The organism is Umezawaea endophytica (genome assembly GCF_025061645.1).
Classification (GTDB): domain Bacteria; phylum Actinomycetota; class Actinomycetes; order Mycobacteriales; family Pseudonocardiaceae; genus Umezawaea; species Umezawaea endophytica.
The window spans coordinates 52,221-69,539 of sequence record NZ_JANYMP010000019.1 but is presented as its reverse complement, the minus strand read 5'-3'; the positions used below and the strand labels follow the sequence as shown (position 1 = coordinate 69,539).

The window sequence follows — 17,319 nt, the reverse complement described above, 5'->3', positions numbered from 1 at the left end:
ACGTGCTCGGTTCCGGCGGCTCGGTGTGGATCAGGTCCTAGTCGAACGCCTTCGTGATGATCTCGCGCTGCTCGACCTCGTGCACCTTGCTCGACCCGGCCGACGGGGCGGCCATCGGGCGGCGGGACACGCGGACGACGCGGAAGCGCTCCGGCAGCAGCTCCGGGAGCGCGAGGCCGTAGAACGGCCATGCGCCCTGGTTCGCGGGCTCCTCCTGCGTCCAGCGGACCTCGGTGGCGTTCGGGTACTGCTCCAACGCCTCGGTCAGCTTGCGGGCGGGCACCGGGTAGAGCTGCTCGACCCGGATCACCGCGGTGTCCTTGGCCGTGCGCTTCTCCTGCTCGGCGGCGAGCTCGTAGTAGATCTTGCCGCTGCACAGCACGACCTTGATGACCTTCGACGGGTCCGGCTTCGTCGGGTCCGGGATGACCGACTGGAACCGCTCCTCGGTGAAGTCCTCGACCGGGCTGGTCGCGGCCTTCAGGCGGAGCATCGACTTGGGCGTGAACACCACCAGCGGCCGGTTCACGCCGTCGAGGGCGTGGCGGCGCAGCAGGTGGAAGTAGTTCGCGGGCGTCGACGGCACGGCGATCGTCATCGAACCCTCGGCGCAGAGCTGGAGGAACCGCTCGATGCGACCGGACGTGTGGTCAGGACCCTGGCCCTCGTGGCCGTGCGGCAGCAGCAGCACGACGTCGGAACGCTGGCCCCACTTGGCCTCACCCGACGAGATGAACTCGTCGATGACCGGCTGGGCGCCGTTCACGAAGTCGCCGAACTGCGCTTCCCACAGCACCAGCGCGTCGCTGTTCGCGACCGAGTAGCCGTACTCGAAGCCGAGCGCGGCGAACTCCGACAGCACCGAGTCGTAGACCATGAACTTGCCCTGGTCGTCCGACAGGTTCTGCAACGGCGTGTACTCCGCGCCGGTCTTGCGGTCGACCAGCACCGCGTGGCGCTGCACGAACGTGCCGCGCCGCGAGTCCTGACCGGCCAGGCGGACCAGGCGGCCCTCCAGCGTCAGCGAGCCGAACGCGAGCAGCTCGGCGAACGCCCAGTCGATGCCGCCCTCGCGGGCCATCTTCGCGCGCCGCTCCAGCACCGGCTTGACGCGCGCGTGCGGCGTGAAGCCCTCCGGGAGGTTGACGTGCGCGTCGGCGATCTTCTCCAGCACCTCGAGGCTGACCCCGGTGGGGAGCTTCGCGGGCACCTGCTGCTCGGACTCGACCGACGGGCTGGCCTTGGCCGGGTGCTTCTCCAGCTCGCGGACCTCGTTGAAGACGTGCTCCAACTGGCTGGAGAAGTCCTGCAACGCCTTCTCCGCCTCTTCGACGGAGATGTCGCCGCGGCCGATCAGCGACTCGGTGTAGGTCTTGCGGACCGAGCGCTTGGTGTCGATCACGTCGTACATGGCGGGCTGCGTCATCGAGGGGTCGTCGCCCTCGTTGTGGCCGCGGCGCCGGTAGCAGACCATGTCGATCACGACGTCCTTGTTGAACGCCTGCCGGTAGTCCACGGCCAGCTTCGCGACCCAGTAGCACGCCTCGGGGTCGTCGCCGTTCACGTGGAAGACCGGAGCGCCGATCATCTTCGCCACGTCGGTGGAGTACTTCGACGACCGCGAGTTCTCCGGTGCCGTGGTGAAGCCGACCTGGTTGTTCACCACCACGTGGACCGTGCCGCCGGTGCGGTAGCCGCGCACCAGCGCGAGGTTCAGCGTCTCCGCGACCACGCCCTGGCCCGCGAACGCGGCGTCGCCGTGCATCGCGACCGGGAGCACGGAGAAACCGTCGCCGCCCTTGTCGAGGATGTCCTGCTTCGCCCGCACGATGCCCTCGAGCACCGGGTCGACCGCTTCGAGGTGCGACGGGTTCGCCGTCAGCGACACCTTCGTCTCGCCGTCGCCGAACATCCGGAAGTACTTGCCCTCGGCGCCGAGGTGGTACTTCACGTCGCCGGAGCCGTGCGCCTGACCGGGGTCGAGGTTGCCCTCGAACTCGCGGAAGATCTGCGAGATCGGCTTGCCCACGATGTTCGCCAGCACGTTCAGGCGGCCGCGGTGCGGCATGCCGATGACGACCTCGTCCAGCTCGTGCTCGGCGGCCTTGTCCAGCACCGCGTCGAGCAGCGGGATGACCGTCTCGCCGCCTTCGAGCGAGAACCGCTTCTGGCCGACGTACTTGGTCTGGAGGAACGTCTCGAACGCCTCGGCCGCGTTCAGCTTGCTGAGGATGTACTTCTGCACGGTCGCCGGGGGCTTCTCGTGCGGGACCTCGACGCGCTCCTGGATCCAGTTGCGCTCCTCGGGCTCCAGGATGTGCATGTACTCGACGCCGACGGTGCGGCAGTACGAGTTGCGCAGCACGCCCAGGATGTCCCGGAGCTTCATCCGCTCCTTGCCCGCGAACCCGCCGACCGGGAACTCGCGCTCCAGGTCCCACAGCGTCAGGCCGTGCGACAGGACGTCGAGGTCCTGGTGGCTGCGCTGGCGGTAGTTCAGCGGGTCCGTGTCCGCCATCAGGTGGCCGCGGGTGCGGAACGCGTCGATCAGCTCGATCACGCGGGCGGTCTTGTCGACCGAGCCCTCGGGGATGTCCGCGACCCAGCGGATCGGCTCGTACGGCAGCCGCAGCGACGTGAACACGTCGTCGTAGAAGCCGTCCTCGCCCAGCAGGAGCTGGTGGATGCGCCGCAGGAACTCGCCCGACTCGGCGCCCTGGATGATCCGGTGGTCGTACGTGCTGGTCAGCGTGATGACCTTGCTGACGCCCATGTCCGTCAGGGCCTGCTCGCTGGTGCCCTGGAAGTGCGCCGGGTACTCCATCGCGCCGACGCCGACGATCGTGCCCTGGCCCGCGGTGAGGCGCGGAACCGAGTGGTTCGTGCCGATCGTGCCGGGGTTGGTCAACGAGATCGTCGTGCCCGCGAAGTCCTCGGAACCGAGCCCGCCGGTGCGGGCCTTGCGGATCAGGTCCTCGTAGGCCTGCCAGAACTGCGTGAACGTCATGTCCTCGCAGCCCTTGATCGAGGCCACCACGAGGGTGCGCGCGCCGTCCTTGCCCGGCAGGTCGATCGCCAGGCCGAAGTTGACGTGCTCGGGCGTCACCACGAACGGCTTCGCGTCGATCGACGCGTAGTGCCGGTTCATGTTCGGGTACGCCTTGAGCGCCCGGACGACCGCGTAGCCGATGAGGTGCGTGAAGGAGACCTTCCCGCCCCGCGTCCGCTTCAGGTGGTTGTTGATGACGATGCGGTTGTCGGCCAGCAGCTTCGCGGGCACCGCCCGCACGCTCGTCGCGGTCGGAACGGTGAGCGACAGCTCCATGTTCTTCGCGATGGCGGCCGAGGCGCCCCGGAGCTGCTTCTGCTCCTCGCCTTCGGCGGGCTTCACCGGCGCGGCCTTCGCGGCCTGCTGCGGCGCGGGCTTGCCTGCCGCTGCCTTCGGAGCGGCGGCGGGCGCCTTGGCGGCAGGCGCCGCCTGCTTCGGAGCGGGAGCCGGCTTGACCACCTGCGCCTGCCCGTTCTCGACCGCACGCGTGGTGGTGGTTGTCGTGGTCGTACCGGACGAGGACGCCGCGACGCCCCCGCTGCCGGCTGCCCGCTGCGTCGGCTTGTAGTCGGCGAAGAAATCGTGCCACGCCGGGTCTACGGACGACGGGTCGGCGAGGAACTGCTCGTACATCTCCTCGACAAGCCACTCATTGGGGCCGAACTGTGACGCAGGACTACTGCTGGACACGGCTGCCGCTCGCCTCTATCCATCTCGCTCTTGGTGTCGACATAACTCCCTGCCAGGTTAGTCCCCCGCGTAAGCCACTTCATACGGAGGATGCACCGGCCAACGAGTGCTCAGTCACAGGATCGATCAGGACCCCGCCAGTGTTGCAGGTACTTGAGCATTCCTTGAGGTGAAGTCACTGCCGACCTGGACCAACCCCGAACCGAGCCCTCCTCACCTGTCGATCCACAGGCCACCGCCGGGGCAACGATGACCGAACCACATCCGGACGAACCGGACGCCACTTCGTGTGTACCCGATGGAGTGGAAACCCACTCGACAGCCCCACAAGTTGCGTGGTCTGGACCTGCACAAGCCTCCAGACGGCAGACAGAGCACCACTACACAACTACGACGACCACACACCAAACCCGGTTCCCACACCTGCGGGGGCCAAGTCCGCAACGGGACCACGACGTCCCCGGACTTACCGGGCCCCCGGCCGCAACGAGACCCACAACCCACCGGACCTTCCCTCGGGCCCCCGGCCGCAACCGCACCACAGCCCTCCGTGACCTACCGGGCCCCCGGCCGCAACCGGGCCCACAACCCACCGGACCTTTCCGGGGCCCCCGGCCGCAACGGGACCCACAGCGCACTGGACCTTCCCTCTGGGCCCCCGGCCGCAACGAGACCCACACCAATCCGGACCTACGACGACCCCGGACCTACCGGGCCCCCGGCCGCCACCGGACCCCCAACGACCCGCACCCACCCACCGCCCTTCAACCCCACCCCCCAGGCCGACCCCGGTATCCAGCGCAAGTCATGCCCGTTTCCGTTTGTCAGGGCATCTTTCCCGCCTTGACAAACGGAAACGGGCATCGACACACTCGCGCCACCGGGGTCCCACCCACCGCCCCCCAAAGGATCAAGCCGCCCTCCCCCCAACCTCCCCAAACCTCCACAACCGGGCATACGTACCACCCACCTCCATCAGTTCACCGTGCGTCCCCACCTCCACAATCCGCCCACCCTCCAACACCACGATCCGATCCGCCCGAGCCGCGGTAGCCAACCGATGAGCCACCACGAACGTCGTCCTCTTCCCAGCCAAATGATCACTAGCCGCCAACACCACGGCCTCGGTAGCCGGATCCAACGCAGCGGTCGCCTCATCCAGCAGCAACAGATCAGGCGCCACCAACTCCGCCCGAGCCAACGCCACGAGCTGCCGCTGCCCGGCCGACAACCCCTGCCCGCGCTCCCCGACCTGCTGCCGGAACCCCGACGGCAACGACGCCACGACCGACAACGCCCCCACGGCCCGGACCGCCTGCTCCACCTCCGCGTCCGAGGCGGTAACCCGCCCGTACCGGACGTTGTCCGCCACGTCCCCGCCGAACAGGTGCGCCTCCTGCGGCACCACCCCCAACCGCTGCCGGAACGCGGACAGGTCGTACGACCGCACGTCCACCCCGTCGACCAGCAGCGCCCCGGACGTCACGTCGTAGAACCGCGCGATCAGCTTCACCAGCGTCGACTTCCCGGCCCCGGTCGCCCCGACCAGCGCCACCGTCTCCCCGGCCGCCACCCGCAGCGACACCCGGTCCAGCGCGGGCTCCTCAACCCCCTGGTACCGGAACGACACCTCCCGCAGTTCGACCTCACCCCGCAACGACACCACCGCCACCGGATCAGCGGCAGGGGGCACGGCACTGGGCGTGGCCAGCAGGTCGCCTATCCGCCGAAGACCCACCCTGGCCTGCTGGTACCCGTCGAACACGCCCGATAGCTGCATCAGCGGCGCGAAGAACAGCCCGAGGTACAGCAGGAACGCCAGCAGCACACCGGGCGTCAACGTCCCGGCCGCCACCCGGTACGCCCCGACCGCCAGCACCGCCGCCTGCGCCACCCCGGACAGCATCGACACGAACGGGAAGTACGTCGCGATGTACCGCTGCGCCCGCAGCCGGGACACCCGGTACGCGTCGCTGCGCTCGGCGAACGCCTCCGCCGACCGGCCCTCACGGGTGTACGCCTGCGCCACCCGCAGCCCGGACACGTTCTCCTGGAGGTCGGCGTTGACGACGCTGACCCGCTCGCGCGCCTCGGTGTACGCGGCCGACGACAGCCGCTGGAAGAAGTACGTCGCCACGACCAGCACCGGCAGCACGGTCAGCGCGACCACCGCGAGCCCCCAGTCGGTCAGCGCGAGCGCGATGGCGATGCCGCCGACGGTCAGCACGCTGATCACCGCCGTCGTCAGCCCGGTCTGGAGGAACGTGGACAGCGCGTCCACGTCCGTCGTCATCCGGGTCATGATCCGACCCGCCATCTCGCGCTCGTAGTAGTCGAGCCCCAACCGCTGGAGGTGCGCGTAGCTCCGGACGCGCAGCACGTACAGCAGCCGCTCACCGACGCGCGAGGTCAGGACGGTGTTCAACGCGGTGCTGAACCAGTTCAGCCCCACCAGCAGCAGCCCGAGGCCCGACGCGATCCACAGCGCCGTGGTCGACGCTTCGAGGACGCCGTGGTCGATGCCGTACCTGACCAGCGTCGGCAGCCCGATGGCCAGGCCCGCGTCCACCACGATCAGCAGCCCCACCGCCGTCATCGCCCACCGCGCGGGCCGCAGCAGGTTCCGCAGTCGGAAGCCGGGATCGGGCGCCGTCGGGTCCTCGCCCGCCAGCCGGGGCTGTTCCACGGCGGGCGGCAACGCCTCGACCTGCGCCAACAACTCCGGTGTCGCGGGCATCCCGCCCGCCAGCGCCGTGGTCGAACTGCCCCGGCCGGCCTGCGTGACGGGCTTGACCGTCCGGTTCTCCGACGCCAGCAGCGAGAGGTCCGTCGGGTCGACCGACGGCCACAGCGACGGCGTCGTGCCGTCCGGACCGGGTTCCAGCGCGGCGTCCGCCCGCGGGGCGACCTGCTCGATCGCGTCCGAGGGCCCGGCCAGCAGTTCGCGGAACAGCGCGCACCGCTCGTCCAACTCGGCCCGCGTGCCCACGTCGACGACCCGGCCCCGGTCGAGCACCGCGATCCGGTCCGCCAGCGCCAGCGACGACCGGCGGTGCGCGATCAGCAGCGTCGTCCGCTCCGCCGTCACGGCCGCGAGCGTGTGGTGGATCGCCGACTCGGTCGCGGTGTCCACGGCGGACGTCGCGTCGTCCAGCACCAGCACGCGCGGGTCGGTCAGCAGCGCCCGCGCCAGCGCCACGCGCTGCCGCTGCCCGCCGGACAGCGTGAGCCCGCGCTCGCCGACCACGGTGTCGTAGCCCGCGGGCAGGGCCAGCACGAACTCGTGCGCCTCCGCCGCCCGAGCCGCCGCCTCGACCTGCTCGTCCGTCGCGTCCGGCCGCCCGTACGCGATGTTCGCCCGCAGCGTGTCCGAGAACAGGAACGCCTCCTCGAACACCACCCCGACCGTCCCGCGCAACGACGACAGCCGCAGGTCCCGCACGTCGACCCCGCCGACCGCGATCGACCCCTCGTGCACGTCGTAGAACCGGGGGAGCAGCAGCGACACCGTCGACTTCCCCGACCCGGCCGTGCCGACCAGCGCCACCGTCTCGCCCGGCCGCACCTCCAGCGCCACGTCCGACAGCACCGGCTCGCTGCGCGTGTACCCGAACGTCACCCCCGACAGCGAGATCCCGACCGGCCCGGCGGGCACGGCGACCGCGCCGGGCTTGTCCACCACGTCCGGCTGGGAGTCGATCAGCTCGTACACCCGCTCGACCCCGGCCCGCGCCAACTGGGCGTTCACCACCAGGCTGGAGATCAACCGCGTCGGCCCGACCAGGTTCGCCACGTACGTCGCGAACGCGAGGAACGTGCCGAGGCTGACCTGCCCGTCCAACGCCATCCACCCGCCGAGCGCGAGCACCGCCACCTGCCCCACGGCGGGCAGCGCCGTCAGCGTCGCCGCGGGCCGCGCGGTCAGCCGGGCCGCGCGCATCCGCTCCGCGAACAGCGACCGCGCCTGCCCCTCCAGCCTGGTGACCTCCCGCGCCTCCTGCCCGAAGCCCTTCACCACGCGCACGCCGGTGACCGTCTCCTCCACGTGCTGCGCGAGGTCGGCCGCGCGCTGCTGCGCCGACCAGGTCGCCGGGAACAGCACCAGCCTGCTGCGGGCCGCGATCCACCCGACCGCGGGCACGATCACCAGCGCGATCAGCGTGAGCAGCGGCGACAGCCACATCATCGCCACCAGCGCCGCCGCCGCGAACACCACCGTGCCGACGGCCAGCGGCACCATCGACAGGAGGCTCTGCACGAGCTGGAGGTCGGTGATCGACCGCGACACCACCTGCCCGGTCCGCAGCACGTCCTGCTTGGCCCCGTCGAGCCGCTGCACCGCGCCGAACACGCCCTGCCGCAGGTCGTGCTGCACGTCCAGCGCCAGCCGCCCACCCAGGTACCGCCGCAGGAACGCCGTGCCGAACGTCAGCAGCTCCATCCCGACCAGCACCGCCACCAGCAGCGCGAGCCGCTCGGTGCGGCCGATCACCGCGTCGTCCACGGCCAGCTTCACCAGCAGCGGACCGGCGGCCTGCAACCCGACGCCGAGCACCGCGGCGACGAGCGACAGCAGCACCAGCGACCGGTGCCGCCAGCAGGCGCGGGCCAGTTTGCGGATCCAGCCCGATGTGTCGGGGACGGAGGTAGTCACGGTCCCCACACTAGGACCGCCCTCCGACAGAACCGGGCCCGCGACGACTTCGTCACGGGCCCGGAGAGGACAAAAGGTGTAGCTGGATCAGGTGATGTCTTTGCGTTGCGTCGCAGCCCAGCCGCCGAGGAAGAACACGGCCGTCCACACCAGGAAGATCAAGCCGCTGAGCCACCAGTCGAACGCGCCGAGCGCGCCCGCGATGCCGCGGATCACCTCGTTCAGCTCGTCCGGCACCACGCCCGCCGTCGACAGGAACAGGTTGGCCGCGACCGATCCCGTCAGGCCGTTGACCGCGCCGTTCGGCAGGAACCCGATGATCGACGGGACGCCCTGCGCGGCCAGCACGAGCTGGATGCCGTTCTCCAGGATCAGCATGTACAGGATCAGCACGATGGTCGTGGCGATCGGGCTGGTCATCAGCGCGCCGACGCCGACGCCGAACATGGTCATCAGGATCGACGACAGGATGCCGACGCCCGCCATCGCGATCCACCCGGCGGCGTCCGGCAGCGCGGCGGAGTCCGAGGTGAACACGATGCCGATGCTGACGGCCGCGACGATGGCCAGGCCGAAGATCGCGCCCCACGCCACGTAGACGAGCAGCTTCGCGGTCAGCGCGGCGACCCGGTTGGGCGCGGTGAGGAACGTGGTGGTGATCGTGCGGCGGCTGATCTCGTTCGAGATGGCCAGCCCGCCGAAGATCATCGGGAACACGGTCGCGATGTTGATGCTGCGCGCCATCCCGAACACCGACACCTGCCACTGCGACGAGTCGATGCCCAGCAGTTCGGTCAGGTTCTCGGCGTCGGAGCTGTTGACCACGTCCATGATGGACTTGCCGATGGCGCCGGTGCCCAGCGCCCAGCCCAGCGCGATGAGCACCGTGGGGATCATGATCCCCCACCACAGGCCGGTCGTGGTGGTCTTGCGGAACTCGGCCTTGACCAGGTTCATCAACATCAGTTGCCGCCCCCGTATCCACCCTGACCCGGCTGCTGGTAGCCCGGCGGGGGTTGTTGCTGTTGGTTGTCCTGCGGCGGCTGCTGGAACTGCTGCTGGTACTGCTGCTGCTGGTAGTCCGGCGGCGGGAACTGCGGCTGCTGGTACTGCTGGGGCGGGTAGCCCTGCTGCGGGAACTGCCCCGACGGCGTCGGCGCCGCGTAGTAACCGCTCTGCTGCGGACCCGGAGGACCCTGCGGGATCTGCCCCTGCGGCCCGGCGAACGGGTTCGGCCCGGCGGCGGTGTACTGGCCGTTGGTGAGCTGGAAGAAGAGCTGCTCCAGGTCGACCCGCTCCTCCTGGATGCCGTAGACCGACACCCCGGCCTTGAGCGCGGCGTCCGCGACCTGCTTGGCGTCCATGCCGCTGACCGCGAGCCTGCCGTCCGGCACCTGCTCGATCCCGGTCACGCCCTCGGCCTGGAGCGCCGCGACGAGCGCGCCCGCGTCCGACGGCTGCACCAGCACCCGGCTGCGCTGCGACCCGCGGAGCTGGTCGAGGCTGCCGTAGTACATGGTCTGGCCGCGGCTGACGATCACCACCTGGTCGACGGTCTGCTCGATCTCGGCCAGCAGGTGGCTGGAGATCAGCACCGTGCGGCCGGCGCGCGCGTAGCTCTGGAGGAACGTCCGCAGCCACGCGATGCCCTCGGGGTCAAGGCCGTTCGCGGGTTCGTCCAGCACCAGCACCTGCGGGTCGCCGAGCAGCGCGGTCGCCAGTGCGAGGCGCTGCTTCATGCCCAGCGAGAAGCCGCCCGCCTTGCGCCCGGCCGCCGCGCCGAGGCCGACGAGGTCCAGCACGTGGTCGGCGGCCTGGTCGGGCACGCCGATGGCGGCCGCGTACACCCGCAGGTGGTTGCGGGCGGTGCGCTTGGGGTGGAACCCCTGCGCCTCCAGCACCGCGCCAACCACCCGTGCCGGGTTGCCGAGCTGGTGGAACGGCCGTCCGTTGATGAAGCTCGACCCCGCGGTCGGGGTGACGAGGCCGAGCAGCATCCGCAGCGTCGTCGTCTTGCCCGCACCGTTGGGGCCGAGGAAACCGGTCACCGATCCCGGTTCGACCGTGAAGCTCAGGTTCTGCACCGCGGTGACCGGACCGAACTGCTTGGTCAGGCCTTGCACCACGATGCGCCCACTGCCGTCGTGCACGCGTCCCTCCCGATGTGCGGGTGTCGTGGCCCCGCTCGGGGTCATCCTGCCCTAGTGGGAACGCGGGCTTCGGGCGATCCGGTCAATCCGGCAGGGCGTGGCGCGGCTTGCTCACCACGGGGGCCCGGTGGACACCGGCGGCGGGCACGACCGGGAGTTCGGTGGTGCGCTCCGACCACGACTCGGGCGGCACCTCGTCGTAGTCCACGTCGGGCTCGGTCGTGGGGAACCCGTGCTCGACGGCGACCCCCTCACCCGTCCCCGATCGGGTGAACGGATTCCGCAGCGGCTTGCGCCGGTCGCGGTGCGCGACCCCTTCGCCGATGAGGTGCTGGTGCGCCATCGTCCAGATCTGGCACGGCCACCTGCGGCGGCGCAGCCAGCCGGGACACGCGCGGCACCGGCTGTCCTCGTCGGGTTGGTGCACGGTCAGCAGCAGGCGCCACCCGTCCGCGAGCCGGTGGATCTCGGAGCGGGCCAACGGGACGAGCGATTCCGCTTCGCCCTGTTCAGCCACCTTGTCGAGCAGCGCCAGCCGTTGCAGAACGGCTTTGCGCAGAGCCTCTTCCACCGCGGGTCACCTCTGCTCGGGAGCTGTGGAACTGGCCGCGGCCCGGTCGAGCAGTTGGTGCAGCCTCCGGGTCTGGGTGGCGGACATCACAGCCGATTCCCCCGGCGGCGCTACCAGCAGAACTCGGTCGTTCTCGACCAGCACGGTCATCGATCGGTCTCTACCGAAGGGGTCGTGGCAGTCGATCCAGCCCTGTGGTTCAGCCATGTGCGCTCCTAACGGAGTGTGCTCGGGCTTCGGGGGGTTACGGGGTGGGAGCGGGTGAATCCGCTGCGTGGCGATGCCGCCCACTGCTAGGTGCATCGGTCGCGGGGGCCTCGGGGAGTACTGCTGATGGGGGAATTCACTCGTTTGTTTGAGGAGCGGACACGGGCAGTGGTCCAGCGGTCCGAAGGTTCACCGTCACGAATCGGTGGGGCAACTGGGCACGGGGGCCGGTTGTTGTCTAAGCTTGTGCCTGGCGGCCCGCTCCCAGTGACCCCCAGGCTGGTTGAGCGGGTCGCTTTTTCATGCCCGGATTCCCCTGTCGGCTTAAGTCGTTGGTCCACGCCCTGCGTTCTCGTACGGTGTACGGCAGTCGTACGACGTAAGGGGGAGAACGTGGAAACTCGCGCGCATCCGCAGCGCTGGCTGGTGCTCGGGGTGCTCTGCCTGTCCGTGATGGTCGTGGTGCTGGACAACACCGTGCTCAACGTCGCCATCCCGTCCATCTCGACCGGACTCGGGGCGGGCACCTCGGACATCCAGTGGATGATCAACGCCTACTCGCTCGTCCTCGCGGGCCTGCTGCTGACGTCGGGCGCGCTGTCCGACCGGTTCGGCCGCAAGCGCGCCCTGGTGTTGGGGCTGGCGGTGTTCGGCGTCGGGTCCGCCGTCGCCGCCTACGCGGGCACCCCGGAGGCGCTCATCGCCGCGCGGGCGTTCATGGGGCTGGGCGCCGCGTTCCTGATGCCCGGCACGCTCGCCGTGCTCGTGCAGCTCTTCGACGAGCGCGAGCGGCCGAGGGCCATCGCCATCTGGGCCGCGGTCTCGTCGATCGGCCTGGCAGGCGGCCCGGTCATCGGCGGCTTCCTGATCGACCACTTCTGGTGGGGCTCGGTGTTCCTGGTCAACGTGCCGGTGGCCGCGTTCGCCGTCGCCGCGGTCGTGCTGCTGGTCCCCGAGCCGAAGGACCCGGCGGTCCGCAGGCCCGACCTGCCGGGCTCGGCGCTGTCCACGATCGCCATGACCTTGCTCGTCTGGGCGGTGATCTCGCAGCCGGAGCACGGGTGGGGCTCGGCGCGCGTGCTCACCGCGCTGGGGGTCGGCCTGGTGGCGCTGCTGGCGTTCGGCTGGTGGGAGCGGCACACCCCGGAACCCATGCTGGACCTGGCCTTCTTCGCCGACCGCCGGTTCTCCGGAGCCGTCACGGGTGGCGTGCTGGCCGCGTTCGGCATGGGCGGCTCCCTGTTCCTGCTCACCCAGCACCTCCAGTCGGTGCTCGGCTACTCGCCGCTGGAAGCGGGCGTGCGGGTCGCGCCGATGGCCGTGGCGGTGCTGGTGGTCAGCAACCTCTGCGCGGGGCTGGGCGCCCGGTTCGGCGCCGGGAACACGATGGTGCTCGGCATGTCCGGGGTCGCCGCGGGCCTGCTGGCGCTGTCGTTCTCCACCGCCGACGGCGGCTACTCCGCGACGCTGGCCGGGCTGGTCCTGATCGGCTCCGGCGTCGGCATCGCGATGCCGGTCGCGGCGAACGCCCTGATGAGCGCGATCCCGCCGGAACGGGCGGGCATCGCGTCCGGCCTGAACGGCACGCTCACCGAGCTGGGCAACTCGTTCGGCATCGCCGTGCTGGGCAGCCTGCTGGCCGCGCGGTTCGCCGCCGACCTGCCGGACGCGCTCCCCGAGGGCGCGGAGCGGTCGATGTCGTCGGCGCTCCAGGCCGCGGCGGGCTCGGAGGAGCTGACGCTGGCGGTGCGCGAGGCGTTCGTGTCGGGGATGTCGGTCAGCCTCGTCGTGGGCGCGTGCGCGGCCCTGCTCGGCGGCGTCCTGTCCGGGTTGATGCTGCGCCGCTCCGAAAAGGTGCCCGCCTAGGATCTTTTCCGTGGTGGACAAGGCGCGGGACCCGGTGTTCGACAGCGTGTGGCTCGCCGAGCGCAAGCCGTCGTCGGCGCAGGCGTCACCGCTGAGCCGCGAGGCGATCGTGACCGCCGCCGTCGAGGCGCTGGACGTGGACGGGCTGGCCGCGCTGTCGATGCGCAAGCTCGCGACCAGGCTCGGCGTGGCGCCGATGTCGCTGTACTGGCACGTGCCCACCAAGGACGCGGTGCTGGAACTGGCGATGGACGAGGTGTTCGGCGAGATCGGCGCGCCGGACCTGGACCGGGCGTGGACCGACGAGGTGCGGAAGCTGATGGGGCAGGTGCGCCTGCTGTTCCAGCGGCACCCTTGGCTGCCGCAGGTGCTGGGGAGCTACCCCAACATCGGACCGAACGCGGTGGCGCTCGCCGAGTCGATGATCACCGTGCTGAGCGGCACCGGGCTCCCGGTCGTGGAGGTGAGCCGGGCGAGCAGCACGGTGATCAGCTTCGTGGTCGGCTTCGCGGCGTCCGAGGTGCGCTGGGCCGAGGAGACGACCGCCCCGAGGAGGCCCGACCAGGAGTGGACCGCCGCGCTGGTCGAGCGGTACCGCGAGCGGTTCCCGCTGTTCACGGCCCAGTTCGACCTGCCGGAGCTGTGGGAGGCCGACGCGCAGTTCGACTACGGGCTCGACTGCGTGATCGCGGGTGTGGAAACGCGAACCGGGCAGCCACGGAGGTAGCTGCCCGGTCCGTCCCGCAGTGGTCAGACGACCTGGTCGAGAGGGGTGTGCGGGAGGTCGAGCGCCTCCGCCACCGGGAGGTTGACGAGCTGGCCCGCGTGCACGTTGAGGCCGAGCGCGAGGGACTGGTCGGCGCGCAGCGCGGGCTGCCAGCCCTTGTCGGCCAGCGCGACCGCGTAGGGCAGCGTCACGTTGGTGAGCGCGTACGTCGACGTGCGCGGCACGGCGCCGGGCATGTTCGCGACGCAGTAGAAGACGGACTCGTGGACCTGGAACGTCGGGTCCGCGTGCGTGGTGGGGCGCGAGTCGGCGAAGCAGCCGCCCTGGTCGATGGCGATGTCGACCAGCACCGAGCCGGGCTTCATCCGCGCGACCAGTTCGTTGCTGACCAGCTTCGGGGCCTTGGCGCCGGGCACGAGCACCGCGCCGATCACCATGTCGGCCTCCAGCACGGCCTGCTCGACCGCGTAGCTGTTGGACGCGACCGTGCGGAGCTTGCCGCCGAACTGGGCGTCGATCTGCCGCAGGCGGTCCACGTTCGTGTCGAGGATCTCCACGTCGGCGCCCATGCCGACGGCGATCGTCGCGGCGTTCACGCCCGCGACACCGCCGCCGATGACGACGACCCGCGCGGGGGCCACACCGGGCACGCCGCCGGGCAGCACACCGCGGCCACCGGAGGGCTTCATCAGCGCGAACGCGCCGACCTGCGGGGCCAGGCGGCCCGCGACCTCGGACATCGGGGCCAGCAGCGGCAGGGCGCCGTTCGCGGTCTGCACCGTCTCGTACGCGATGGCCGTCGTGCCGGACGCGATCAGCGCCTCGGTCAGCGGCAGGTCAGCGGCCAGGTGCAGGTAGGTGAACAGCACCTGCCCGGCGCGCAGGCGGTGGTACTCCGCCGCGACGGGCTCCTTGACCTTGAGCACCAGCTCACCCTCGGCCCACACCTCGTCGGCCGTGGCGAGGACCTTCGCCCCCGCCGCCTGGTACTCGGCGTCGGTGATCGCCGACCCGAGCCCGGCACCGGCCTCCACGAACACGTCGTGACCGCGACGGGTCAACTCGTGCGCACCGGCGGGAGTCAAGGCGACGCGGTACTCGTGGTTCTTGATCTCGCGGGGGACGGCGATCCGCACGGTGACTCCTTCGACATCGGCGAGCGGGAGCTGGACTGTTGGTTCAAAGGTCCGGCACGCCCGCGTGACTGTCATCGTGCTCGTGGCACCAGTGGGTAGGGGTTGGTTTGTCCCGACGGCACAACGCGGCTCGTCGTAGTGGTCCGTACGCGCGTTGACACCCGATCTGCGGCCACATAGCTTTCAGCACGATCGCCAACTGAAGAACGGCCGAGGCGCCCGCGTGGTGCCGCAACCCGAGCGGGAGAGTCCCCGGCAGTCGCCGGGGCGCCGAAGGAGCAAGTACCCCGCACACTCTCAGGCAACGAGAACCGCTCGGGCGAGGCGACTCTGGAAAGCGCGCTTCGTGCGCGCACCCACGGTGCAAGCCGCGTTCGCGTGGTGAAGCTCTCAGGTCCCATGACAGAGGGGGAGTCGGACCGACCCCGAGGTCGGCGTGGTCGACGCGCGCCTGCCGTGAGCCCGTGGAGTGCCGCTGTGGAGTTCCCCGAACACCTGCTCTACACCCCAGAACACGAATGGGTCGACTGGACGCCCGGAACGCAGGAGCCGGTCACGGTCGGCATCACGTCCTACGCCGCCGAGTCGCTCGGCGACCTGGTCTTCGTGCAGCTCCCGGAGGTCGGTGAGCGCGTCAAGTCCGGCGACGTGTGCGGCGAGCTGGAGTCGACGAAGTCGGTGAGCGACCTGTACGCGCCGGTCAGCGGCGAGGTCGTGGAGGTCAACAAGGGCGTCGTCGACGACCCGGCCCTGATCAACTCGGACCCGTACGCGGCGGGCTGGCTGTTCAAGGTGCGCGTCGAGAACGCCGAGGGCCTCCTCACCGCCGCGAAGTACGCGGAACTGACGGGCAGCTAATGGCGATCAGCGTCTTCGACCTGTTCTCCGTCGGCATCGGACCGTCCAGCTCGCACACGGTCGGCCCGATGCGCGCCGCGTCGATGTTCGTCGACCGGCTGCGCTCGCGCGGCCTGCTGGACGGCGCGACGCGCGTGCACGCCGAGCTGTTCGGTTCGCTCGGCGCGACCGGCCACGGCCACGGCAGCCCGAAGGCGGTGCTGCTGGGGCTGGAGGGGTGCAGGCCGGAGGAGGTCGACCCGACGGCGGCCGACGAGCGGTTCGAGGAGATCAAGCGGACCGGGCGGCTGCGGCTGGGCGGCGGGCACGAGATCGCCTTCGTCCACGACAAGCACCTCGTCATGCACCGCCGCAAGTCGCTTCCCGTGCACCCCAACGGGATGCGCTTCGAGGCGTTCGCCGACGACGGTGGGTCCCTCGACCACGCCGTGTACTACTCGGTCGGCGGCGGGTTCGTCGTGGACGAGCACGCCAGCGGCGCGGACAAGATCAAGGCCGACGACACGCCGCTGGCGCACCCGTTCCTCACCGGCGACCAGTTGTTGGCCCGCACCAGGGAAACCGGGCTGTCGATCAGTTCGGTGATGCTGGAGAACGAGCAGTCGTGGCGCGGCGAGCAGGAGATCCGCTCCGGACTCCTGCGCATCTGGCACGTCATGCAGGAGTGCGTCGAGCGCGGCTGCACCGAGACCGGCGTCCTGCCCGGCGGGCTGAAGGTGCGGCGCCGGGCCGCCGAGATGCGCAGGGCGTTGGCGGGCGAGCACTTCGCCACCGATCCGCTGCGCGTCATGGACTGGGTGACGCTGTTCGCGCTGGCCGTCAACGAGGAGAACGCCGCGGGTGGGCGCGTGGTCACCGCGCCGACCAATGGCGCGGCGGGCATCGTGCCCGCCGTCCTGCACTACTACACCCGTTTCGTGCCGGGTGCCTCCGACGACGGCGTGGTCCGCTTCCTGCTCACCGCGGGCGCGGTCGGCGTGCTGTTCAAGGAGAACGCGTCCATCTCCGGCGCCGAGGTCGGCTGCCAGGGCGAGGTCGGCTCGGCCTGCTCGATGGCCGCGGGCGGCCTGGCCGAAGTCCTCGGCGGCACACCGGAACAGGTGGAGAACGCCGCCGAGATCGCCATGGAGCACAACCTGGGCCTCACCTGCGACCCGATCGGCGGGCTCGTCCAGATCCCGTGCATCGAGCGCAACGCGCTGGCCGCCATCAAGGCGATCACCGCGGCCCGCATGGCGCTGCGCGGCGACGGCTCGCACTTCGTGTCGTTGGACAAGGTCATCAAGACCATGCGCGACACCGGCAAGGACATGTCGGTGAAGTACAAGGAAACGGCTCGCGGCGGGCTCGCCGTGAACGTCATCGAGTGCTGACCGGGCGCGCGTGGAGCCGGGTGACGGCTCCACGCGCG

General features: G+C 70.6%; 11 protein-coding genes and 1 riboswitch. Of the genes, 4 read left to right on the top strand and 7 right to left on the bottom strand.

Going from position 1 to position 17,319, the window contains the following annotated elements; genetic code table 11:
- Positions 1-37: 37 nt before the first annotated feature.
- From NZH93_RS32545 to NZH93_RS32520, 6 genes are all read right to left on the bottom strand, one after another.
- Positions 38-3,739 (bottom strand): multifunctional oxoglutarate decarboxylase/oxoglutarate dehydrogenase thiamine pyrophosphate-binding subunit/dihydrolipoyllysine-residue succinyltransferase subunit, encoded by a 3,702-nt coding sequence (locus tag NZH93_RS32545; RefSeq protein WP_259627097.1) that lies wholly within the window; start codon positions 3,737-3,739, stop codon positions 38-40.
- A gap of 910 nt (positions 3,740-4,649) precedes the next feature.
- Positions 4,650-8,393, bottom strand: coding sequence for an ABC transporter ATP-binding protein (locus NZH93_RS32540; protein WP_259627096.1), 3,744 nt, complete (start codon positions 8,391-8,393; stop codon positions 4,650-4,652).
- Positions 8,394-8,480: 87 nt separating this feature from the next.
- Positions 8,481-9,356: an ABC-2 transporter permease gene (locus NZH93_RS32535; protein WP_259627095.1), complete on the bottom strand. Its 876-nt coding sequence runs from the start codon at positions 9,354-9,356 to the stop codon at positions 8,481-8,483.
- Complete coding sequence (locus tag NZH93_RS32530; protein ID WP_259627094.1) at positions 9,356-10,543, bottom strand: ABC transporter ATP-binding protein; 1,188 nt, start codon at positions 10,541-10,543, stop codon at positions 9,356-9,358. The genes NZH93_RS32535 and NZH93_RS32530 overlap by 1 nt, the downstream gene beginning before the upstream one ends.
- A gap of 82 nt (positions 10,544-10,625) precedes the next feature.
- The gene (locus tag NZH93_RS32525) at positions 10,626-11,114 is read right to left on the bottom strand and encodes a hypothetical protein (protein ID WP_259627093.1); all 489 of its coding nucleotides are present in this window, start codon (positions 11,112-11,114) and stop codon (positions 10,626-10,628) included.
- Positions 11,115-11,120: 6 nt separating this feature from the next.
- Complete coding sequence (locus NZH93_RS32520; RefSeq protein ID WP_259627092.1) at positions 11,121-11,321, bottom strand: hypothetical protein; 201 nt, start codon at positions 11,319-11,321, stop codon at positions 11,121-11,123.
- A 393-nt stretch (positions 11,322-11,714) separates the two neighbouring features.
- On the opposite strand from NZH93_RS32520, the gene NZH93_RS32515 reads away from it, so the two are divergent.
- Both NZH93_RS32515 and NZH93_RS32510 read left to right on the top strand, forming a co-directional pair.
- Positions 11,715-13,187 carry an MFS transporter gene (locus NZH93_RS32515; RefSeq protein ID WP_259627091.1) on the top strand — a complete coding sequence of 491 codons (1,473 nt, stop codon included), beginning with the start codon at positions 11,715-11,717 and terminating at the stop codon, positions 13,185-13,187.
- A 10-nt stretch (positions 13,188-13,197) separates the two neighbouring features.
- Positions 13,198-13,914 (top strand): TetR/AcrR family transcriptional regulator, encoded by a 717-nt coding sequence (locus NZH93_RS32510; protein ID WP_259627090.1) that lies wholly within the window; start codon positions 13,198-13,200, stop codon positions 13,912-13,914.
- Positions 13,915-13,937: 23 nt separating this feature from the next.
- Here NZH93_RS32510 and ald read toward each other — a convergent pair whose 3' ends face one another.
- Positions 13,938-15,050, bottom strand: a complete 1,113-nt coding sequence (gene ald, locus NZH93_RS32505) for an alanine dehydrogenase (RefSeq protein ID WP_259627089.1) — start codon at positions 15,048-15,050, stop codon at positions 13,938-13,940.
- Between the two features lie 231 nt (positions 15,051-15,281).
- A riboswitch (glycine riboswitch) is annotated at positions 15,282-15,374 on the top strand.
- Between the two features lie 153 nt (positions 15,375-15,527).
- On the opposite strand from ald, the gene gcvH reads away from it, so the two are divergent.
- A complete protein-coding gene (gcvH, locus tag NZH93_RS32500; RefSeq protein WP_259627088.1) occupies positions 15,528-15,908 on the top strand; it encodes a glycine cleavage system protein GcvH in 381 nt (126 codons plus the stop codon).
- Positions 15,908-17,281 carry an L-serine ammonia-lyase gene (locus tag NZH93_RS32495; RefSeq protein ID WP_259627087.1) on the top strand — a complete coding sequence of 458 codons (1,374 nt, stop codon included), beginning with the start codon at positions 15,908-15,910 and terminating at the stop codon, positions 17,279-17,281. Before gcvH ends, NZH93_RS32495 begins: the two co-directional genes overlap by 1 nt.
- The last annotated feature ends 38 nt before the right edge of the window (positions 17,282-17,319 follow it).

Bases quoted from the DNA above. Each gene is read 5' to 3' on its own strand.
- NZH93_RS32535 (WP_259627095.1), bottom strand. From the start codon at position 9,356: ATGTTGATGAACCTGGTCAAGGCCGAGTTCCGCAAGACCACCACGACC.
- NZH93_RS32520 (WP_259627092.1), bottom strand. From the start codon at position 11,321: ATGGCTGAACCACAGGGCTGGATCGACTGCCACGACCCCTTCGGTAGA.
- NZH93_RS32495 (WP_259627087.1), top strand. From the start codon at position 15,908: ATGGCGATCAGCGTCTTCGACCTGTTCTCCGTCGGCATCGGACCGTCC.